The 19,631-nt window shown below is 68.8% G+C and carries 27 protein-coding genes; 12 read left to right on the top strand and 15 right to left on the bottom strand.

All coding sequences use genetic code 11. The annotated features are described in order from the left end of the window. Window positions 1–29 precede the first annotated feature (29 nt). Genes GH664_RS16580 through GH664_RS16570 form a run of 3 tightly spaced genes read right to left on the bottom strand, consistent with a single transcriptional unit; the run spans window position 30 to window position 1,265 of the window. Window positions 30–302: a putative DNA-binding domain-containing protein gene (locus tag GH664_RS16580; RefSeq protein WP_153169183.1), complete on the bottom strand. Its 273-nt coding sequence runs from the start codon at window positions 300–302 to the stop codon at window positions 30–32. Next, window positions 275–1,057, bottom strand: a complete 783-nt coding sequence (locus GH664_RS16575; RefSeq protein ID WP_153169182.1) for a DUF692 family multinuclear iron-containing protein — start codon at window positions 1,055–1,057, stop codon at window positions 275–277. Before GH664_RS16575 ends, GH664_RS16580 begins: the two co-directional genes overlap by 28 nt. 16 nt (window positions 1,058–1,073) lie before the next feature. Next, window positions 1,074–1,265, bottom strand: coding sequence for a hypothetical protein (locus GH664_RS16570; RefSeq protein ID WP_153169181.1), 192 nt, complete (start codon window positions 1,263–1,265; stop codon window positions 1,074–1,076). Between the two features lie 193 nt (window positions 1,266–1,458). On the opposite strand from GH664_RS16570, the gene GH664_RS16565 reads away from it, so the two are divergent. The 4 genes from GH664_RS16565 (at window position 1,459) to GH664_RS16550 (ending at window position 3,876) form a co-directional block, all read left to right on the top strand. Further along, a complete protein-coding gene (locus GH664_RS16565; protein ID WP_153169180.1) occupies window positions 1,459–1,995 on the top strand; it encodes a sigma-70 family RNA polymerase sigma factor in 537 nt (178 codons plus the stop codon). Beyond that, the gene (locus GH664_RS16560; RefSeq protein ID WP_153169179.1) at window positions 1,992–2,636 is read left to right on the top strand and encodes an NrsF family protein; all 645 of its coding nucleotides are present in this window, start codon (window positions 1,992–1,994) and stop codon (window positions 2,634–2,636) included. Before GH664_RS16565 ends, GH664_RS16560 begins: the two co-directional genes overlap by 4 nt. Window positions 2,637–2,733: 97 nt before the next feature. Continuing rightward, window positions 2,734–3,126, top strand: a complete 393-nt coding sequence (locus GH664_RS16555; protein ID WP_153169178.1) for a thioredoxin family protein — start codon at window positions 2,734–2,736, stop codon at window positions 3,124–3,126. An 18-nt stretch (window positions 3,127–3,144) separates the two neighbouring features. Next, window positions 3,145–3,876: a cytochrome c biogenesis CcdA family protein gene (locus tag GH664_RS16550; protein WP_153169177.1), complete on the top strand. Its 732-nt coding sequence runs from the start codon at window positions 3,145–3,147 to the stop codon at window positions 3,874–3,876. A 30-nt stretch (window positions 3,877–3,906) separates the two neighbouring features. Here the strand turns inward: GH664_RS16550 and GH664_RS16545 are convergent, their stop codons facing one another. Both GH664_RS16545 and GH664_RS16540 read right to left on the bottom strand, forming a co-directional pair. After that, window positions 3,907–4,533, bottom strand: a complete 627-nt coding sequence (locus GH664_RS16545) for a cytochrome b/b6 domain-containing protein (protein WP_228111579.1) — start codon at window positions 4,531–4,533, stop codon at window positions 3,907–3,909. Continuing rightward, window positions 4,533–4,940, bottom strand: coding sequence for a PepSY domain-containing protein (locus GH664_RS16540; protein ID WP_228111578.1), 408 nt, complete (start codon window positions 4,938–4,940; stop codon window positions 4,533–4,535). Before GH664_RS16540 ends, GH664_RS16545 begins: the two co-directional genes overlap by 1 nt. Before the next feature lie 217 nt (window positions 4,941–5,157). On the opposite strand from GH664_RS16540, the gene GH664_RS16535 reads away from it, so the two are divergent. Continuing rightward, window positions 5,158–6,417 (top strand): HD-GYP domain-containing protein, encoded by a 1,260-nt coding sequence (locus tag GH664_RS16535; protein WP_153169174.1) that lies wholly within the window; start codon window positions 5,158–5,160, stop codon window positions 6,415–6,417. A gap of 104 nt (window positions 6,418–6,521) precedes the next feature. Here GH664_RS16535 and GH664_RS16530 read toward each other — a convergent pair whose 3' ends face one another. Genes GH664_RS16530 through GH664_RS16520 form a run of 3 tightly spaced genes read right to left on the bottom strand, consistent with a single transcriptional unit; the run spans window position 6,522 to window position 8,239 of the window. Continuing rightward, window positions 6,522–6,866, bottom strand: a complete 345-nt coding sequence (locus GH664_RS16530) for a diacylglycerol kinase (protein ID WP_153169173.1) — start codon at window positions 6,864–6,866, stop codon at window positions 6,522–6,524. Continuing rightward, a complete protein-coding gene (locus GH664_RS16525; protein ID WP_153169172.1) occupies window positions 6,863–7,540 on the bottom strand; it encodes a phosphatase PAP2 family protein in 678 nt (225 codons plus the stop codon). The genes GH664_RS16530 and GH664_RS16525 overlap by 4 nt, the downstream gene beginning before the upstream one ends. Before the next feature lie 54 nt (window positions 7,541–7,594). Further along, window positions 7,595–8,239: a hypothetical protein gene (locus GH664_RS16520; RefSeq protein WP_228111577.1), complete on the bottom strand. Its 645-nt coding sequence runs from the start codon at window positions 8,237–8,239 to the stop codon at window positions 7,595–7,597. A gap of 182 nt (window positions 8,240–8,421) precedes the next feature. On the opposite strand from GH664_RS16520, the gene GH664_RS16515 reads away from it, so the two are divergent. The 4 genes from GH664_RS16515 to GH664_RS16500 are packed head-to-tail and all read left to right on the top strand — an operon-like array spanning window position 8,422 to window position 11,836. Next, entirely contained in the window at window positions 8,422–8,742 is a 321-nt protein-coding gene (locus GH664_RS16515) for a hypothetical protein (RefSeq protein WP_153169171.1), read from the top strand. A gap of 60 nt (window positions 8,743–8,802) precedes the next feature. After that, a complete protein-coding gene (locus GH664_RS16510) occupies window positions 8,803–10,185 on the top strand; it encodes a hypothetical protein (protein ID WP_153169170.1) in 1,383 nt (460 codons plus the stop codon). An 11-nt stretch (window positions 10,186–10,196) separates the two neighbouring features. Continuing rightward, the gene (locus tag GH664_RS16505) at window positions 10,197–11,090 is read left to right on the top strand and encodes a metal ABC transporter solute-binding protein, Zn/Mn family (RefSeq protein ID WP_153169169.1); all 894 of its coding nucleotides are present in this window, start codon (window positions 10,197–10,199) and stop codon (window positions 11,088–11,090) included. Beyond that, a complete protein-coding gene (locus GH664_RS16500) occupies window positions 11,087–11,836 on the top strand; it encodes a metal ABC transporter permease (RefSeq protein ID WP_153169168.1) in 750 nt (249 codons plus the stop codon). Before GH664_RS16505 ends, GH664_RS16500 begins: the two co-directional genes overlap by 4 nt. A 12-nt stretch (window positions 11,837–11,848) precedes the next feature. Here the strand turns inward: GH664_RS16500 and GH664_RS16495 are convergent, their stop codons facing one another. Continuing rightward, window positions 11,849–12,298: a MaoC family dehydratase gene (locus tag GH664_RS16495; protein ID WP_153169167.1), complete on the bottom strand. Its 450-nt coding sequence runs from the start codon at window positions 12,296–12,298 to the stop codon at window positions 11,849–11,851. 86 nt (window positions 12,299–12,384) lie between these two features. Then, on the bottom strand, window positions 12,385–13,614 hold the full coding sequence (locus tag GH664_RS16490; protein ID WP_153169166.1) for an MFS transporter: 1,230 nt from the start codon (window positions 13,612–13,614) through the stop codon (window positions 12,385–12,387). A gap of 98 nt (window positions 13,615–13,712) precedes the next feature. On the opposite strand from GH664_RS16490, the gene GH664_RS16485 reads away from it, so the two are divergent. Further along, window positions 13,713–14,627 (top strand): LysR substrate-binding domain-containing protein, encoded by a 915-nt coding sequence (locus tag GH664_RS16485; RefSeq protein WP_153169165.1) that lies wholly within the window; start codon window positions 13,713–13,715, stop codon window positions 14,625–14,627. Between the two features lie 181 nt (window positions 14,628–14,808). On the opposite strand, the gene GH664_RS16480 is transcribed toward GH664_RS16485, so the two are convergent. Further along, entirely contained in the window at window positions 14,809–15,129 is a 321-nt protein-coding gene (locus GH664_RS16480; RefSeq protein WP_228111576.1) for a DNA-binding transcriptional regulator, read from the bottom strand. A gap of 151 nt (window positions 15,130–15,280) precedes the next feature. Between GH664_RS16480 and GH664_RS16475 the strand changes: the two genes are divergently transcribed. Beyond that, the gene (locus tag GH664_RS16475; RefSeq protein WP_153169163.1) at window positions 15,281–15,895 is read left to right on the top strand and encodes a DUF1294 domain-containing protein; all 615 of its coding nucleotides are present in this window, start codon (window positions 15,281–15,283) and stop codon (window positions 15,893–15,895) included. Next, window positions 15,888–16,061, top strand: coding sequence for a hypothetical protein (locus GH664_RS16470; RefSeq protein ID WP_153169162.1), 174 nt, complete (start codon window positions 15,888–15,890; stop codon window positions 16,059–16,061). The genes GH664_RS16475 and GH664_RS16470 overlap by 8 nt, the downstream gene beginning before the upstream one ends. 137 nt (window positions 16,062–16,198) lie before the next feature. On the opposite strand, the gene GH664_RS16465 is transcribed toward GH664_RS16470, so the two are convergent. From GH664_RS16465 to alr, 4 genes are all read right to left on the bottom strand, one after another. Beyond that, the gene (locus GH664_RS16465) at window positions 16,199–16,540 is read right to left on the bottom strand and encodes a type II toxin-antitoxin system RelE/ParE family toxin (protein ID WP_153169161.1); all 342 of its coding nucleotides are present in this window, start codon (window positions 16,538–16,540) and stop codon (window positions 16,199–16,201) included. After that, complete coding sequence (locus GH664_RS16460; RefSeq protein WP_228111575.1) at window positions 16,540–16,953, bottom strand: type II toxin-antitoxin system Phd/YefM family antitoxin; 414 nt, start codon at window positions 16,951–16,953, stop codon at window positions 16,540–16,542. Before GH664_RS16460 ends, GH664_RS16465 begins: the two co-directional genes overlap by 1 nt. 87 nt (window positions 16,954–17,040) lie before the next feature. Then, a complete protein-coding gene (locus tag GH664_RS16455) occupies window positions 17,041–18,300 on the bottom strand; it encodes a putative Na+/H+ antiporter (RefSeq protein ID WP_153169160.1) in 1,260 nt (419 codons plus the stop codon). 128 nt (window positions 18,301–18,428) lie between these two features. Then, the gene (gene alr, locus GH664_RS16450; RefSeq protein ID WP_153169159.1) at window positions 18,429–19,544 is read right to left on the bottom strand and encodes an alanine racemase; all 1,116 of its coding nucleotides are present in this window, start codon (window positions 19,542–19,544) and stop codon (window positions 18,429–18,431) included. Window positions 19,545–19,631: the final 87 nt, after the last annotated feature.

Below are 19,631 nucleotides of genomic sequence, written 5' to 3'. Positions count from 1 at the left end.
CACGCGATGGCGCCGCGCCTGCCCTGCCCTCAGGCGGCCTCCCGCGCCAGAAAGGCCAGGAAGGCCTCCTTCAGGTCGCCGTAGTAGGGCGACGTCCACGCCGACTGGCGCACGAAGGCCTCGATCAGGCATCGCCAGGCCTCTTCACCCAGTTCCTGCCTGACGCGCGGGAAATGCGCGTCCACCAACTGGCTCGCGCCCAGATGGACGAGGTGGCGGTAGGCCCGCATGCCGGCCTCGGCGTAGCCGTCCGGCACGACCTCGCTGCGCCCCCTCACGTAGTCGAAGAATGCTGGAGACATGAAAGCTCCCGATTCATGCGGTCCATGCCGGGCACGTCGTTGTCCCATTCCAGCAGCACGGGCACGCCGTGCCGCTGCTGCAGCAGGCGGGCCATCTCCCGCGTCGGGCGCTCGACCGGCCGGCTGTGGGTGTCGAGATACAGGCCGACGCGCTCGTCGAACTCGTGGCCGGCCACGTGCAGATAGCTCACCCGGCCGAGATCGACACGCGCGATGAACGCGGCGAGGTCGTGCCCGCCGTGGTTCTTGTGATTCACCGCGATGTTGTTGAGGTCGAGCAGGATGCCGCAATCGGCCCGTTCGGCGACGGCAGACAGGAAATCGGCCTCGGGCATGTCGCCGACGTTGGTGTACCAGGTGGTGTTCTCCACCGCGATGCGCCTCCCGAGCACGTCCTGCACCCGCCGGATGCGATCGGCGACGCGGCGCAGCTCGGTGAGCGTGAAGGGGATGGGGAACAGGTCGTAGAGCTGGTGGGCGTCGCCGCTGGCCGCCAGGTGGTCGGAGTAGTGGCAGGCGCCGAGCTCGTCGATCAGGCCGGCGACCTCACGCAGGAAGACGGTGTCGATGGCCGCGCTGCCGCCCAGGTTCAGCGACACGCCGTGCAGATGGACCGGACGCCCCGACTCGATCAGCCGGTGCAGCGGCGCCCGGTCGCGCCGGATCCAGTTCTCCGGCGCGACTTCGAAGAAATCGGCGGCGACGGCCGACATGTTCCAGTCGGCCATCTCGCGCCGGTATCCGAGCCCGGGCATGCGAACGCCTCCCGCGTCACTTCTTCGCGCAGGCAGCGTCCTTCTTGCTGCAGCTCGCCTCCTTGCCGTCGCACTTGTCGCCCGGCTTGCACGGGGTTTCCTTCTTGCCGCAGGTGCTGGCGCCGCACTTCTGCTCGGCAGGCGCGCCCGCCCACGCGGAACCGGCGATCACGGCGGCGGCCAGGGCAGCGATGGACTTGAGGGTCATGATGATTTCTCCGCTATGGTTGAATGACTGGATGTCGAGAGGCGTCGGTGGCGTGCGCACCGAAGTCTCGCCGGTAAGTTCGACCCGAGGCGCCGACCGGTTACAGCCGCGGGCAAAAATGTGAGGGCGACGAATTTTTCCCGGACACCTGTAACCCTTCGCCCCGGTACACCGAATCTGCCGGTACGGAACCATGGAAGACGAACTGCGCGATCTGCTGCTGGCGGGACTGGACGGTGACGGACGGGCCTACCGCATCTTTCTGCAGCGGCTGAGCACGCTGCTGCGCGGCTATTTTCGCCGGCGGCTGCAGTCCTTGCCCGACGAGGTCGAGGACCTGGTGCAGGAAGCGTTGCTGGCGGTGCATCAGCAACGCCACACCTACCGTCGCGACGTGCCGCTGACGGCCTGGGTGCATGCCATCGCGCGCTACAAGCTGGTCGACCTGTTTCGCCGCCGTGCCCGGCACGAGGCGCTGAACGACCCGTTCGACGACGACAGCGACATCTTCGTCACCGCCGACGCCGCCGCGGGCGATGCCAGGCGGGATCTGTCGCGCATGCTCGAGCGGCTGCCCGACCACCAGCGCCTGCCGATCCAGCACACCAAGCTGGAAGGGCTTTCGGTGGCCGAGGCGGCGCACCTGACCGGCATGTCCGAGTCGGCGGTGAAAGTGGGCGTGCATCGCGGCATCAAGGCACTGGCACGGCTATGGAAGGAGCAGACATGAAAACCGACGATCTGATCGGCCTGCTGGCGGCCGACGACACCCCCGTCCCGCGCCACGCCGGCGAGCGCCGCCTGGCGCTTGCGCTGGCCAGCGGCACGGTGCTGACCCTGGCATGGATCGCCACCGCCTACGGGCTGCGCGCCGACCTGCCGCAACTCGTGCTGACCGGCGGCTTCTGGGCCAAGCTGGCGGTGCCGCTGGCCGTCGCGGCGCTGGCGGCGCGGGTCGTGCACCGCATGGCGCACCCCGGCGTGCGCATCGGCGGCGCGTCGGCATGGATGCTCGTGCTGCCGGTGCTGCTGCTGTGGCTGTGGGCGCTCGTCGTGTGGCTGGGCGCGGATGCCGCGGCGCGACCGGCCCTGCTGTGGGGACAGACCTGGCGCACCTGCGTGTTCAGCATCACGATCGCGGCGGTCCCCGCCGGCATCGCCGCGTTCTGGGCACTGCGCGGGCTGGCGCCGACACGGCCGGCCCTGACCGGCGCCGCCACGGGCTGGATGGCAGGCGGCGTGGGCGCCGCCGTGTATGCGCTGCACTGCCCCGAAACGGCAGCGCCCTTCCTCGCCGTCTGGTACGTGCTGGGCATGCTCGTGCCGGCCGGGCTGGGTGCGCTGGCAGGCGCGCGCGGGCTGCGCTGGTAAGGAAACGCGAGGCCCCCGCGGCAAATTTCCCGGAAGCTGTAACCGGCGCCCCGGCGCGAACGAACCTACCGGTGTCGATCACCCTCGGAGGACACCGATGAAATCCCTTCTTTCACTGCGCTCGCTCGCCACGGCCTGCCTCCTCGGCCTCGTCGCCGCATCCGCCCAGGCCGGCGAAGCCCCCTTCGATGCCACGGCCTTCGACGCCGCCGTTGCCGCAGGCAAGCCTGCCGCGGTGCACTTTCACGCCGACTGGTGCCCGACCTGCCGGGCCCAGGCACCGCTGCTGCGCGAGCTGATGTCCGAGCCGCGGTTCAAGGATCTCACGCTGTTCGTCGCCGACTATGACCGCGAAAGTGAGCTCAAGCGCCGCCTCAAGGTCGCGCAGCAGAGCACGCTGGTGGTCTTCAAGGGTGGCCGGGAAGTGGCCCGCTCCACCGGGCAGACGCGCAAGGAAGCGCTGGCCGAGCTGCTCGGCAAGGCCCTCTGATCTGCCGGGAGCGAGGCGATGGAATTCGGCATCGGAACCTATGCGCTCGGCTATGGGGCCGGCGTTCTGTCAACGTTGTCGCCCTGCGTGCTGCCGCTGCTGCCCATCCTGATCGCCGGCGCCTCGGCCCAGCATCCGCGCGGACCGCTCGCCCTGGCCGCGGGGCTGGCACTGTCCTTCTCGGTGGTGGGGCTGTTCATCGCCACCATCGGGGTGGCGATCGGCCTCGACCAGGGCGTGTTCAGGCAGTTCGCCGCCGTGCTGCTGCTGGCCCTGGGCGTGGTGCTGCTGTCCAGACCCCTGCAGGCGCGCTTCGCCGTCGCGACCGCGGGCCTTGCCGCCGCGGGTCATGGCGCGATGGCGCGCATCACCGCCGGCGGCTGGCAGGGGCAGTTGCTGGTCGGCCTGCTGCTGGGCGTGGTGTGGACGCCCTGCGTCGGTCCGACGCTGGGCGCCGCGACCACGCTGGCCGCGCAGGGCTCGCAACTGCAGCAGGTGGGGCTGCTGATGGGTCTCTTCGGCATCGGCGCCGGCACACCGCTGGTGGTGCTGGGTCTGCTCGCGGCGCGCGGCCTGTCGCCGCGCTGGCGCAAGCGCCTGCTGGGCGCCGGCGGTGCGGGCAAGCAGGTGCTGGGCGCGCTGATGCTGGTGCTTGGCCTCGCCATCCTCACCGGCGCGGACAAGCGCTTCGAAGCCTGGGCGGTGGGGGCGTCGCCGCAATGGCTGACGGATCTCACCACACGCTACTGAGCACCGTGGCGGTGGCGACCGGCGCGCCGCTCAGTCCGCGCCGCCTCGCCCGCGGCGCAGCTTGATCCCGGTGACCATCGCGCCGACGAGGTTGGTGTGCTCGAGCCGGCCCATCACGATCGCGGACGCCGCGTGCAGGCCGGCCAGCGCGATCAGGATGGACGCCAGCGCCTCGTGCACTTCCTCCAGCCATTCGGCGCCCCAATAGGCATCCAGCGTCAGCATCCAGCCCGACGCGCCCAGCCCCAGGACCAGCGCCATCAGCGCGAGCATCATCAGCGCGCCCAGCGGGTTGTGCCCTTCGTGGACTTCGCGCCGGCCGGTGACGAGCCCCGCCAGATGCGCGCGCAGCCGCGCCGGCGTGGGGAAGAAATCGGCGAAGCGCGCATGCCGGGTGCCGACGAAGCCCCACACGATGCGCGCCATCACCAGCCCGGTGGCGGTGTAGCCGAGCCAGATGTGCAGCGTCTCGCCGTCATCGACGACGAAGAAGTTCAGCAGCACGCACGCCACCAGGCTCCAGTGGAAGATGCGTACGAAAGGGTCCCACACCCGGGTCGGGCGGTTCGGTACGAGTTCGGTCATGGTCGAGATCTCCTGGCGGCCGGTGCCGCCCGCCAGGCGCGCGGGTGCGGCACCGGCCGGTGTGCTGCTCATCACATCGTCCGGGTCGGAGTGGTGGCCGTGGTCGTTGTGGTCGGAGTGGTGGTCGTGGTCGGAGTGGTGGTCGTGGTCGGAGTGGTGGTCGTGGTCGGAGTGGTGGTCGTGGTCGGAGTGGTGGTCGACACGGAAGTCGAGGTCCGCGCCTTGACGACCTGGCCGTCAACCGGGTTGTGATAGATCTCGACGCGGTGGCCGTCCTTGTCCCAGCCGTACATCTCGTAGCAGTTCCCCTTGGTGACGAGGAAGCGCTCGATCGTGTGGCCGGTGTCGACCAGCTTCTGCAGCATCTGCTGCTGCGTCATCCAGGTGGTGGGCGCAGCGGTCGTGCATTGCGGGCCGGCGAACGCGGGGGCGCCGATCAGCAGGGCGGCGGTGGCGGCAACGAGGTAGCGGGTTTTCATGTCAGTCTCCTTCGGGTGGTCGCATGCCGGTCTGGCATGAGGCACATTCTCCACACCGCCCCTGAACCCACTCTGAAGCGAAACTGAAGCGGTGCTGAAAGAGCCCCGGGCGCATCGACATGCGGATCATCACCAGGCGGATCACGCGGCCGCTGCCGGGTCGGCACGTCGTGCCGGTCCTGGCCTAGACTGCAGCGTGGCCCCGGATACGGACACCATGAACTCCTTCAACCAGCGCACCGCCGTCCGCATCGCCGTCGTCAGCCTGCTGCTCACCGCAGTGGCCAGCCCCATCGCCGGCCTCGTCGCACACGAGCAGGCGGAGCAGGCGACGGTCGCGCTGGCCGTCGAGGAGTCGGGCCGCCTGCTGCACCACCTCGGCCCCATCGCACTCAGTGGGCCGCTGGCGCGGCAGAACGCGGAACAGGCTGCGGCCCTGCTCACCGGCGGGCTGTTCGACATCGCCGAGATCTACGATCTCGACGGCCTGCGCCTCGCCACCGCGATGACGGCGGACGGGCGCAAGGTCGAGGCGCAACTGCCGGGCCACCTGCGTCCCATGGACGGCCAGGCCACCGACGACAGCTTCCACCTCGCCGACGGTCGCTGGGTGCTGCGCGTGTTCGTCCCCTTGCGCGGACTGGCCGGCGGCAGCGGAGGCGTCTCGGGCTATTTCGAGGGCGTGCGGGTCGTGTCGGCGTGGCAGCAACGGGAGATCCTGCACCATGCGGTGGCGACGGCGCTGATGGTAGGCCTGGCTTCGCTGCTGTGCGGGCTGGCCATCTACCCGGTGGTGGTGCACCTGTCGGCGGACAACGAGCGCAAGACGCGCGAAATCCTCGATTCCCACCTGTCGATGATGGAGGCGCTCGGCCGCGCCATCGCCAAGCGCGACTCGGACACCGGCGCGCACAATTTCCGCGTCGCGTGGATCGCCACCCGCATCGCCGAGCGCCTCGGCCTGCGCGAACGCGCGATGCAGTCGCTGATCGTCGGCAGCTTCCTGCACGACATCGGCAAGATCAGCATCCCCGATGCCATCCTGCTGAAACCGGGGGCGCTGGACACCGACGAGACGGAAATCATGCACACGCATGTCGGCCATGGCGAGGAGATCGTCACCGGCATCGGCTGGCTCGACGAGGCGGTCGCGGTGGTCGCCGCCCACCACGAGAAGTGGGATGGTTCAGGCTACCCGCGCCGCCTGTCGGGCGACGGCATTCCGCTGCCGGCGCGCATCTTCGCGGTGGCCGATGCGTTCGATGCGCTGTGCTCGCGGCGGCCGTACAAGGAGGCGCTGAACTTCGACACGACGATGTCCATCCTGCAGCGCGACACCGCCAGGCACTTCGATCCCGAGGTGATGGCCGCATTCACGCCCATTGCACGCGAGATCTTCGAGCACCTGGCCGCCGCCAGCGAGGAAGACACGCGCCGCCTGCTGGAGGAGCGCGTGCGCTTTCATTTCGGCCTGTAGCAGAGGGCCGCGCGCCACGCACAGCACCGGGCCGAAGATTTCCTCCTGGTAGAGATGCTACGGCGCCTCCGCGCCCCATTTCACCTGCACGGCGGCAGCCCGGTTCAGCGCAGCAGGAAGATCACCGCGACCACCACCGCAATCGTGCTGGCGAGCAGCACCGCGCCTGCTGCGACGTCCTTCACCACACGGATCTCGGGATGCCGCTCCGGATGCAGCCGGTCGGACAGGGTCTCCACCGCCGTGTTCAGCAGTTCGGCGACCAGCACCAGGCCGATCGCCAATACCGCGACCGCCCACCACAGCGGCTCCGGCCGGATGAGCAGCAGCGCCAGCAGGACGAAGGCGGTCGCCAGCAGGTGAGTGCGGAAACTGCGCTCGCGGGCGATGGCGAAGCCCAGGCCGGACAGCGCGAAGCCGAGGCGGCGAAACAAGGTCTGGCCCTTCATCCTTCGGTCTCCTCTCCCAGATGGATGAGCTGCGCGGCCGCCCACCATCCGAGTGCCCAGGCGGCGCCTGCCGCCCAGCCGCCGACGACGTCGCTGGGCCAATGCACGCCCAGGTAGACGCGGGTCAGTCCGACGAGCCCGGAAAGCAGCACGGCGACGGAAAGCACATAGAGCTTCAGCCGCCGACCACGGACGAGGCGCGCCACCAGGGCACCGAGCGTGAGATAGACAAGCGCCGAGATCATCGCATGCCCGCTGGGAAAGCTGGCCGACGAAACGTAGAGGGTGTGCGGCACCAGATCGGGGCGCGGACGATTGAAGGAGAGCTTGAGCAGGGTGCTGGCGATGCCACCGCTGGCGGTCGCGCCGAGGACGAACAGCGATGTTCGATGCCGCCCGGCGAGCAGCAGGAAAAGGCAGGTCACCCCCACGATGATGCCCAGCACGACCGGGCTGCCGAGTGCGGTCAGGTCGCGCGCCAAGTCCTCCAGCCATCGCGGTCCGACCGGGTCGACGGGATCGGCGGGCGTGCGAAAGAACATCAGGATCGCCGTGTCGATCGCCCGCGCATCGCCTTCGACGACCTCCTCGGCGACCTCGATGAAAAGCCACATTGCGGAAGCAGCGGCGAGCACGCCCCCCAGGAACCGGAGTTCCAGCCATTGTCGCGACATGTCCCGCCCCCCTGGACGGACGCAGCCCGCGCGGACCTGCGCGAACGGTCCTGCCTACTTGCCCTGCTGGCGTATCGCGGCCAGGTGTTCGGCGATGAGTTCGGTCTGGAAGCGATTGATCGTATCAGGATCGGTGAAGATGGACTGCGTGTTGTTCTGGGCCTTGTAGCCCGCGCCGCCGGGCTTGCCCTTGACGACGAAGGTCCCCTCGCCGCTCGTCGACCAGTTCGTCGAGCCTTCTCCCCCCACCCTGCCATCGGCGACGAAACCCTTGGTGTGGCTGATCTGGTGCGTCGCCGACTCGCCGATTGCGAAATGCGTGCTGAAACGCACCGGATCCTTGGCGATGTCGGAATCGAGCAGTTTCTTCTCGTGCACCCCGCCCGCCTGGCTCTTGTCGAGGGTGATCAGCATCGTCACGCTCGGATCGCCCGCCAGCGACCACAGCACGTCGTTCAGCTCCTCGTCGTCGAAGCCGAACATGTTGATGTAGAGCGATACGCTGACCCGCGACAGCACGTGCTTGAGGATCTCGTGCACATCGTCTCGGCCGACGTAGAAGAGATGGAAATCCTTGCTCGCGTTGGTCGAGAAGGCCTTCTCCGGCGTGTATCGCTGCAGGTCGAGCAGATCGAAGGTCTGCAGCGTCTGCGCGGGGTCGGCAATGACGTTGCTCGCGCTCGGCGTCGTCTGGCTCATCACGGTCCTCCTTCGACTTTCACATTTCGACGATCACGATGTGCGCTTGAATCGCGCCGTCCACCGCGTCCGGCCTGCTGCTTCCAAATTAGCTGGCCGCGGACCACTTGTCGCCTCTGCGCACCTGCGCTGCGCTGCTAGAATCGCGCGACCTCCCCGACCGGATCCTTCCTCTGGCACCCATGCGCGTCCCCCACAAGAACTTTCTCCAACGCTGGCAGATGCTGCTGCTCGCGCTGGTGCTGGTCTTCGGGCAGGCGCTGGTGGCGGCACACGAGATCTCCCATGCCGCGGGCGGTTCCAAGGATGGCAAGGACCTGGGCGCGGCGTGCGCCACCTGCCTGGCCTTGTCCGGCATCCAGGGGGCACCACCGCCCGCGCACGCGCCGCTCGATGCGCCGAAGCTGGCGGATGTGCAGGGCGAGCAGCCGCTGCCGCCGCTGCCCAGCCTCGAAGTCCGCGCCCCCTACCGCAGCCGCGCCCCGCCCGTCTTCCCGAGCTGACGCCCATCCGGCCCGCATCCCGTCCCGGGATGCGCCCTGTCATTCGCTCTGGAAAACTGCATGAACCGCACATCCATCGCTGTGCTGGCGGCCTCCGGCTTGCTGGCCAGCCTTCCCGCGTCGGCCGCCGATGCCGACCTGAACGCCCTGCGCGACGAGATCCGCCAGATCAGGGAATCCTACGAACAACGCATCGCCGCGCTCGAGGCCAGGCTCGCCCAGGCGGAGAACCAGGCTGGCGCGGCGGAGCGCTCGGCGCGCGAGGCCACGGTCGCCGCGAGCCAGAAACCCGCCAGCGAGGCGGCGTTCAACCCGGGCATCTACGCCATCCTGTCCGGCACCTATACGCGCCTGTCGCAGGATCCGCGCAAGTACTCGATCGGCGGCTTTGTCCCGGCCGGCGACGAGCTCGGCCCGCCGCGGCGCAGCTTCAGCGTCGGCGAATCCGAAATCGGCCTGTCGGCCAATGTGGACCAGCTCTTCCGCGGGCAACTGACGATCGCGCTGCCGCCCGAAGGCGGCGGCGCCGAAGTCGAGGAAGCCTACATACAGACCCTGGGGCTGGGCCACGGCGCCACGCTGAAGGCCGGCCGTTTCCTTTCCGGCATCGGTTACCTGAACGGGCAGCATCCTCATACCTGGGACTTCGCCGATGCGCCGCTGGCGTACAAGGCCATGCTCGGCGGCCAGTTACGCAACGACGGCGTGCAGCTCAAGTGGCTGGCACCGACCGACCTGATGGTGGAACTGGGCGCGGAACTGGCCAGCGGCGGCCCCTTCCCCTCGACCGACCGCAACAGCAATGGCGTCACCGTCGGCACGCTGTCGGCCCATCTCGGCGGCGATGTCGGCGTCTCCAGCAACTGGCGCGCCGGCCTGTCGCTGCTCGCCACGTCGCCGCGCGACCGCGCCTATGACGACACCAACGCCGCGGGCGCCGACGTCACCAACGCGATCTCGGGACGCAGCCGCACCTGGGTCGCGGACTTCGTATGGAAATGGGCGCCGAACGGCAACCCGACCGAGCGCAACCTGGTGCTGCAGAGCGAGTATTTCTACCGCCACGAGAGCGGTTCGCTGGCCTACGACGTGGACGGCGACAACCTCGCCGGCGACTACGCCTCGCGCCAGTCGGGCTTCTACGCGCAGGCGGTGTACCAGTTCATGCCGCGCTGGCGCATCGGCTACCGCTACGACCGGCTCGACTCCGGCACCACCTCGATCGGCCTGGTGAAGAACGGGCTGCTGTCGGCGGCCGACTTCCCCACACTGGCGTCCTACCGGCCGCAGCGCAACAGCCTGATGCTCGACTGGTCGCCGACCGAGTTCTCGCGCCTGCGCCTGCAGTTCGCGCGCGACCAGTCGCGCCCCGACGCCACCGACAACCAGCTCTGGCTGCAGTACATCGTCAGCCTCGGCGCCCACGGCGCCCACCGCTACTGAGGAGAGATGCGATGAGATTCCTGATCCTTCTGCTGGCGAGCCTGCTCGCCCTGCCCGCGCAGGCGGCCCTGAACGTCTTCGCCACCGTGCCGGAATGGGGCGCGCTGGCGCGCGAGATCGGTGGCGACAAGGTGGACGTGTTCACCGCCACCGGCGGCCTGCAGGACCCGCACCACATCCAGGCGCGACCGTCGCTGATCGCCCGCGCGCGCAACGCCGACCTGCTGGTCGCCACCGGCGCCGAGCTGGAGATCGGCTGGCTGCCGCTGCTGCAGCGCGAATCCGGCAACCCGCGCATCCAGACCGGCCAGCCCGGCCTGTTCGAGGCGGCGCGCCAGGTGGCGATGAAGGACGTGCCGACGCGGCTCGACCGCGCCGAAGGCGACATCCACCCCGGCGGCAACCCGCACATCCAGACCGACCCGCGCAACATCCTCGCCGTCGGCGCCGCGCTCACCGAGCGCATGGCGCAGCTTGCCCCGGCCGACGCCAGCGCCTACCGCGCCAACTGGAAGGCCTTCAGCGAGCGCTGGCAGGCGGCGATCGCGCGCTGGGAAAAGCAGGCCGCGCCGCTGCGCGGCGTGCCCGTCGTCGTGCAGCACAAGGCCTTCCCCTACCTGGAGGACTGGCTGGGGCTGAAGGAAGTCGCGGCGCTCGAGCCCAAGCCCGGCGTCGAAGCGTCGGTGGCGTATCTCGGCACGCTGCTCGGCCGGGTCGCCGGCGCGGCGCCGAAGATGGTGCTGGTCGCCGCCTACCAGTCGCCCCAGGCGGCGGAATGGTTCGGGCGCGAGGCGAAAGTGCCGGTGGTGGTCGTGCCCTTCACCGTCGGCGGCAACGAGCGCGCGAAAGACCTGTTCGGCCTCTTCGACGACACCATCGACCGCCTGGTCGGGGCGCTCAAATGAGCTTCGACCTCGCCCTGCTGCTCGCGCCACTGGCGGCGGGCCTGCTGGTGCTGGCCACCCATGTGCCGCTGGGCATCGAGGTGCTGCGCCGGGGCATCATCTTCATCGACCTGGCGATCGCGCAGGTCGCCGGCCTCGGCGTCATCGCCGCGATGATGCTGGACTGGGACAGCCCGCTCGCGGTGCAGGCCGCGGCTGCCGGCGCGGCGGTGGCCGGCGCCTGCCTGCTGAACTGGACCGAGCGCCGCTGGCCCCAGGTACAGGAGGCGCTGATCGGCCTGCTGTTCGTCACCGCGGCGGCGGCGGGCATCCTGCTGCTGGCCAACAACCCGCATGGCGGCGAGCACCTGCAGGACCTGCTGGCGGGGCAGATCCTGTGGGTGGGCTGGCCGCGCCTGCTGCCGGTGGCGGCCCTCTACGCGCTGATCCTGCTGCTGTGGTTCGCCGGGCGCGAGCGCCTGGGCCGCATCGGCTTCTACCTGCTGTTCGCGCTCACCGTCACCGCCTCGGTGCAACTCGTCGGCGTGCTGCTGGTGTTCGCCAGCCTGATCGCGCCGGCGGTGGGCGCCAGCGGCCTCGCCCGGCGCCGCCTGCCGGCCGCCTACGCGATCGGCGCCATCGCCTACGGCGCCGGCCTGCTGCTGTCGGCCATCCTGGACCTGCCGGCCGGCGCGGCGGTGGTGTGCACGCTGGTGGGCCTGAGCTTCGCCACCCTGGCGGCGACGGCGCGCAGGACGGCGCACTAGACGACGCGAGCCTCAGGGGCGGCGCTGCATCACCAGGCTCGCCACATAGGTCTGCAGCACCTCGCCGTCCTGGTTGAGCGTCGTCACCCGCAGCCGGGCGATGCCCTGTTGCGGGCGCGATTTGGACGGCCGCAGCTCCAGCACCTCGGATTCGACGCGCAGTTCGTCGCCCGGGCGCACCGGGCGCGGCCAGCGCAGCTCGTCCACGCCGGCGCCGACGATGCCGCCGGCGGGGCGGAACTCGCTCTCCACCAGCAGCCGCATCGTCAGCGCGGCGGTGTGCCAGCCGCTGGCTGCCAGGCCGCGGAAGATCGTCGCCTGCGCGGCTTCGTCGTCGAGATGGAAGGGCTGCGGATCGAACTCGCCGGCGAAGCGCCGGATCGCGTCGAGCTCCAGCGTCAGGTGGCCGGAGCCGAATTTCTGGCCGACGGTCAGGTCGTCGAGGTAGTGGGTTGTCGTCATCGTCGAAACGTCCTTGGGGTGTGATCGAATTCATCGGGAGCGACCGCTGCGGACGGCAGGCCGCGCCCTCGGAGGATGATGCCCGCTCAGGCGGCGCTGGCTTCCAGTCGTGGCAGCGGCGCCTCGCGGATGGGCAGGTTGACCAGCGCGGCGGCCGCCGCGAGTGCCATGTCGGCGTACCACATCCACGAGAAGTCGCCGAAGCGGCTCAACGCGATGCCGCCCAGCCAGGCACCGAGAAAGCCACCGACCTGGTGCGACAGCAGGGTGAGGCCGAAGAGCGTCGCCAGATAGCGCGTGCCGAACAGCTTGCCGACGAGCGCCGCCGTCGGCGGCACGGTGGCGAGCCAGGTGAAGCCCAGCCCGGCAGCGAACAGGTAGTAGGTCCATGCGGTGGGTGGCATCAGCAGGTACCAGGCGATCAGCAGCGCGCGCGACCCGTACATCAGCGCCAGCACATGCTTGCTGCGGTAGCGCGCCACCCACGAGCCGGCGAACAGGCTGCCGAACACATTGGCCAGGCCGATGATGGCGAGCGAGGTGCTCGCCACCGCGGGCGGCAGGCCGCACAGATCGACCTCGCCGGGCAGGTGGGTGACGAGGAAGGCGATGTGGAAGCCACAGGTGAAGAAGCCGGCATGCAGCAGCAGGTAGCTCCGGTCCTTCAGCGCCTCGCGTACGGCCTGGCCGAGGCGCTGGCCGTCGTCCGACGCTGCCGCCGGTGCGGCCGTCGTCGCACCGCCCGCAGGCGTGAGCCGGCCGACCAGCGGCAGCGCGGCCAGCGCCGCGAGCGCCATCGCCCACATCGCGCCCATCCAGCCGACCGACTGGATCAGCTTCTGCAGCAGGGGCGCGAACACGAACTGGCCGAACGAGCCGCCGGCGTTGATCACGCCCGACGCCGCAGCTTGCGCGTCGGCCGGCAGGCGCTGCGCCGCCGCGCCGATCAGCACCGAGAAGCTGCCGATCCCCGACCCCATCGAGGCGAGCAGGCCCAGGCTCACCGCCAGGCCGAAGCCATCGCCGACGAAAGGCGTCGCCGCACAACCGGCCGCAAGCATGAGCAGGCCGGCCACCAGTACCACCCGCACGCCGTAGCGGTCGGCCAGCGCGCCAGCGACGGACTGGATCGCGCCCCAACTGAACTGGCCGACCGCCAGCGCCAGGCTGACGGTGGCCACACCCATGCCGGTGGTGCTGTTGAGGGGGCTGACGAAGAGTCCGAACGACTGCCGGATGCCCATCGTGACCATCAGGATGCCCGCAGCGGCGAGGGTCACGACCAGCACGCCGGGGCGGCGCAGGGTGTGGAACATGGCTCGACCTCCGGTTTTCACATGCGGCCGATTGTGTCCGGCGCGGCATGCGGCCGACAAACGATCTAAGATGCGCCATGCAATAGATTTTCTATGCCATGAACCGCTATCCTCCACTGAAAGCGCTTGTTGCCTTCGATGCCGCCATGCGCACCGGCAGTTTTTCTGTTGCTGCGGCAGAACTTTTCGTGACCCCGGGCGCCGTCGGCCAGCAGATCCAGAAGCTGGAGGAATGGCTCGGTGTCGCGCTGTTCGTGCGCCAGGTCCGCCAGGTGCAGCCGACCGAAGAGGCGCTGGGCTACTGGAAGCGCATCCAGCCGGCGCTGGCGCAGATCGCCGACGCCAGCAACAAGTTGCGCGACAGCCGCAACAGCGCGGTGTGGCTGTCGATGCCGCCCGGCTTCGCCACCAAGTGGTTCGCCAGCCGCATGGCGAACCTGCTGCGCCAGCATCCGGCCATCGAGCTGCATCTGAACGCCACGCCGCAGGTCATCGACCTGGAGCGCGAGCCGATCGACCTCGCCATCCGCTATTTCGACGGCCGCGCGCCCGAGCTCGACGCGACGCTGCTGCTGCAGGACGAGAGCCGCGTCTATGGCAGCCCGCGCTACCTCGCGCCGCTGGCGCTGCGCGCGCCGGACCACGTCGTGCGCGCCACGCTGCTGGTGACGACGCTGCAGCCGCACTGGCCGACCTGGCTGCGCACCTACAGCGGGCTGTCGGATGCGCAGATCGCCGCGATCCCGCGCATCCACTTCGACCAGAGCCTGATGGCGATCGAGGCCGCGCGCCAGGGCCAGGGCCTGGTGATGACCAGCCCGCATCTGGTCGAGGCCGAACTGGCCGAAGGTTCGCTGGTGGAACCCTTCGCGCAGGTGCTGCCGCTGACTCAGGGCTACTACCTGGTGCACCACGCCAGGCTGCCGCTGCGGCCGGCGGCAGCCACGGTCAAGCAGTGGTTGATCGACGAGGCGGCCGGTGCGGGCCGGACACCTGTTGACCGCCTGTCATGAGATTTCCCGGCGCAGCAAGCACCCTGCAACAGGGAAAGCGGCCAAAGCACTCGATGATGTTCAGAAGGCGTGGATCGTGTCGGGGGTTTCCACGAGCGGTTCCCGAGGTTGGGTCGGTCGTTTCGCTGGCCCGCTGGCTAAGGGCTGGCTACGAGGACGATGGCGGCGCGCGAATCGGACTTCAATTCAAGGCTGCAAGCGCTGCTTCGGGTGCCTTGTCCAGCACCTTGAGCAGCGCCTTGGCCGCACCCGTGGGACTGCGCTTGCCCTGCTCCCAATTGCGGATGGTTTCCAGCGGAACGTCGATCCGTTCGGAAAGCTCCGCCTGGCTCAGACCCAGACGCCGGCGGACACGCCGCGCGAATTTCGCTGTGTCCTGCATGGCCTCGGCCTCGTCGGCAGCGGCTTGCCTCGCCAGCTCCTCCTCGTCGGCCTCATCGACACGCGCCGCGTCGATGCGCCCGAGCGCCATGGAGGCGGGGTCGCTAGGGTCAATTGTCACGCGTGGTGTTTTCATAGTGCCTGACTTCCCTGTCGTTGGCCTTGCGCGCGGAGATGATTCGAAGCGTGTCACGTCGAGCGCAACCCACGTCACAGGCGCCCATTGTGGATTGTCGCCATAATATGCCGCTCGCAATTCGGACGACTCGCTCATGCGCCATCAAGGAAAGATCACCACCTGGAAGGACGACCAGGGCTTCGGCTTCATCGCGCCAAACGGCGGCGGCGAGCCGGTTTTCCTCCATATCAAGGCATTCGTCGACGGCTCGGACAGGCCCGGCGGCGGCGAACTGGTGACTTACGAGTTGACGGCCGATCCCAAGGGGCGTCCGCGCGCCGCCCGGGTGGCGCACGTCGGCCAGCGCGTGTCGGCACCGAGGCGGCCCGGTACCAGCAAACTGCCTGTGCTGCTGACGCTGGGTTTCGTCGCCGCCCTCGCTGCGGGCGGGCTCGCCGGCAGGTTTCCGGTCGTCGTATTGGGCCTCTACGCAGTGGCGAGCGTGGTCGCCTTCTGCGTTTACTGGTGGGACAAATCTGCTGCGCGAAATGGGCATTGGCGCACCCGCGAAAGCACACTCCACCTCTTTGCCCTCGTCGGCGGCTGGCCGGGTGCGCTGGCGGCGCAGCGGCTGCTGCGGCACAAGTCGAGCAAGCAGGAATTCCAGTGGGTCTTCTGGCTTACGGTGATCGCCAATTGTGCGGCATTGGGCTGGCTGACCACCGACCGCGGCGCAGCCTTGTTGCGCGCGGTGATGAGTGTTGCGTAGCTGTCATGTCGTAAGCGCGCCCGAGCTAGATGCGACGCTGCTGCAGGACGAAAGCCGCATCTACGGCAACCCGCGCTACCTTGCACCGCTGGATCTGCGCGCGCCGGACGCCCTCGTGCGCGCCACGCTGCTGATGACGACGCTGCAGCCGCACTGGCCCACCTGACTTCGCACCTACAACACCTTGGCCGACACGCAGATCGCCGCCATCCCGCGCATTCACTTCGACCAGAGCCTGATGGCCATCGAGGCCGCGCGCCAGGGCCTGGTGATGACCAGCCCGCACCTGGTCGAGGCCGCCGGTCAGCCCCCGAGAAGCCGCCGGGCCAGCAGCGACTGCATGTCACGGCGGCCATCGACGATCACGTGGATGACGACCTGACTGCCCAACACGCGGTAGATCACCCGATAGGGTTTGAACGCGGTCTGGCGGTACTCCTTGATGCCCAGCGCCACCAGTTCCTTCGGGTAGCTGCCTCGCTCGGGGAACTGCGCCAGACTCTCCACAACCTCCATCAACTGGTCCAGAACGTAGTTGGCGTTGGCCACGCAGTCGAACTCGGCGATGTAGTCGTGGATGGACTCGAGATCCTGTTCTGCGCCTTGGGTGAGCAGGACCTCGTAGCGCTTCGCTTGTCCGACCATCAGTCCCCGGCTCGCTTCGCGCGCAAGCGGGCTACCACGTCAGCCGCCGGCCTGAGCCGCCCCGCGTCGATGTCCTGATTGCCGAGCGCCAGGATCTTGAGCAGTGCCAGCGTTTCCTGGGTTTCTTCGAAGGACGCGACGTCCTGCAGCACGGCCTTGGCTTCGCCATTTTGCGTGATGACCATGGGCTCACGCTGGTCAGCCAGTTGTTTCAGCACTTCGGCAGCATTGGCCTTCAGGTAACTGATTGGTTTGACTTGAGATGAGTAACGCATTGCCTGGCTCGCCTGATCCAATTGAGACTTAATATAGTCCTTTTTCAGTTCTACGGTAACAGATTGCTGCCGACCCGAAGCGCCGCCGGCTGAATGCGTGGCATCGGCAACTCGATCGGGTGCGGCACCGAACGACATTCCTCACCGCTCAATCGCACGCGGGGCGCCGGGCGCACGCGTGCGCGAAACTTGCCAACTGCTCCGCAGCTCTGCCGGCCAGCGCCGCTACAGCAGGGTGAAGGCCGCCATCGCCACCAGTGTGGGCGGCAAGGCCGCCACGAACAGGCTCAGCGGATTGACCGCCTCGTCCTCGAGGTGGCCCTTCAGGATCGCCACTCCTGCCGGATTGGGCGCATTGGCGATGATCGTCAGCCCGCCTCCGGTCACCGCGCCGGCGACCAGCGCGTACTTGAATTCGTCGGACAAGCCTTCGACCAGCGAACCGAGGTAGGTCAGCGCCGCGTTGTCGGTGAACGCGGTCATCACCGTGGCGCCGACGAACACCGCATCGCTGCTCATGCCCATCAGCACCGGTTGCAGCCACCACTGCTGAAGCCCGCCCAGCACGACCAGGCCCGCGAGGAAGAAGGCGACCAGCAAGCCCTCGCGCAGGATCAGCCGATCCTGATGCTGCTGATAGGCGCTCGCCACGCCGAGGAAGAACAGGAACAGGCCGAGGAAGATCGCCGGATGATGGGCGAACACGACGACGCCCGCCAGGAACAGCAGATGCACGACGACCAGCGGGACGGGCACCGGAACCGCGCCGTCGTCATCCGCCATCAGCGGCAGCCTGGCCAGCTCCCTGCGGAACAGCCAGGCCACCGCGACGGCATTGATGAAGACCGCGATGGCCGCCTTCCAGCCGAACGTGGTCATCATGAACGCGACGTCCCAGCCCCACTTGCCGGCCACCATCAGCACCGGCGGTGCGGCAAACGACGTCAGGGTGCCGCCGATCGAGACATTGACCAGCAGCACGCCCAGGGTGGCGTACTTCAGGCGCGACGAGATGCCCCTGGCGAAGAAGTGGTCCGCCAGGATCAGCGCAGCCAGCGTCATTGCCGCAGGCTCGGTGATGAACGACCCGAGCAGCGGAATGATCGCCATCACCGTGATGTAGTAACCCAGGCTGCCCGGCAGCCGCAGGCAAGCAGCCAGCAGGCGCACCCCCCTGGTCGCGGTGCGCAGGATCGGACGGGTGGCCGCGATCACCATGATCGCGAAGACGAACAGCGGTTCGGTGAAGTTGCGCGACTCGACGTAGGCGATGGCTGGCGCCGAACCGTCGATGGCGAACATCGCCAGGACCAGGATCAGCGCCCAGAAGCCGAAGACGACCTCGACTTCGCCCAGCAAGTGCCAGATGCCCGCATGATCGGGCTGGGTGTGGGCCAGATGCTCGAAGAACCGGGTCGAGAAGGTGTGGATCAGTGCCACCGCGAAAAGAAACGCGGCGACCCACTGGATGGTGTCGGATGTCATGAAGTTCACGCTCGAAGCTGTTCGCGAGGCGGCCCGACCTTCGCGTGAACCTGTCACGTCGCTGTCGGCGACTCTGACACCCGGCGGCAGTATAGACGAACGCGGTCGCGCGCGCGCGACCGCGCCCCTCACATGGCGCCCAGGTAGGCGCGGCTGTAGCGGTTGCCGAGGCTGGTCAGAATCTCGTAGCCGATGGTGCCGGCGCGGCCGGCGATGTCGTCGACGCCGTGGCCGGGATAGGCCAGGTCGACCAGCGCCCCCTCGCCGACCCTGCCTTCGGGAACATCCGTGATGTCGACGGTGATGGTGTCCATCGACACGTTGCCGACGATGGGCAGGCGCACGCTGTCGACGTGCACCTCGCCGCGATTGCTCAGGCTGCGCAGGTAGCCATCGGCGTAGCCGACCGCCACGGTGGCGATGCGCGAGGGCCGTTGCGCGGTCCAGGTATGGGAATAGCCCACCGCCGTGCCGGCCTCGATGGTGCGCGTCTGCAGGACCTTGCCCTGCAGCCGGATGACCGGACGCAGTGGGTTGGGCTGACCCGCGACCGGCGCCACGCCATAGAGCGCCGCGCCCGGCCGCACCAGGTCGAAGTGGTAGTCCGGGCCGAGGAAGATGCCCGACGAGTTGGCGAGGCTGGCGCGGGTAGCCGGCAGGCGCGCCAGGGCGGCGCGAAAGTTTTCCAGTTGCATCCGGTTGAGGGGGCTGGCCTGATCCTCCGCGCTGGCGAGGTGGCTCATGACGAACTTCAGCTCGATGCCGGCGAGCAGGCCGTGGTCGGCGGCGACGCGATCCAGCTCGTCGGCCGCCAGGCCCAGGCGCGCCATGCCGGTGTCGACCTGCAGGACGGCCGGCAGCACCTTGCCCGACTGCCGCGCCAGCGAGCGCCAGGCGGTGAGCTGGTGCAGGCTGTTGATCACCGGCACCAGGCCGTGCGCGGCACATTCCGCCTCGGCACCAGGATGCACGCCGTGCAGCACGTAGATGGCCGTATCGGCGGCGAGCACGGGCCGCAGGTCGATGGCTTCGGCAAGATGGGCGACGAAGAAGTGGCGGCAGCCGGCCTGGTACAGCGCCGGCGCGACCTTGCGCGCGCCCAGGCCATAGGCATCGGCCTTGACCACGGCCGCGCAGTCCGCCGCGCCGCCGAGCCTGCCCTTCAGGGTCAGCCAGTTGTCACGGATCGCGTCGAGATCGATGGTCAGCAGCGCGCCGGCCTGAGGAGGTAGAAGACGGGACATGATTCCTGTGTTGATGCGTTCCACAATCGGGTTGGAAGGCGGGCGGCGGAATCGATGATCCGCGCCGCCCCGGTCCGACCGGTGAGC

Source organism: Thauera sp. 2A1 (assembly GCF_009469595.2).
Taxonomy (GTDB): Bacteria; Pseudomonadota; Gammaproteobacteria; order Burkholderiales; family Rhodocyclaceae; genus Thauera.
Note: the sequence above shows the minus strand (reverse complement) of the source record. Positions and strands in the feature narration are given on the sequence as shown.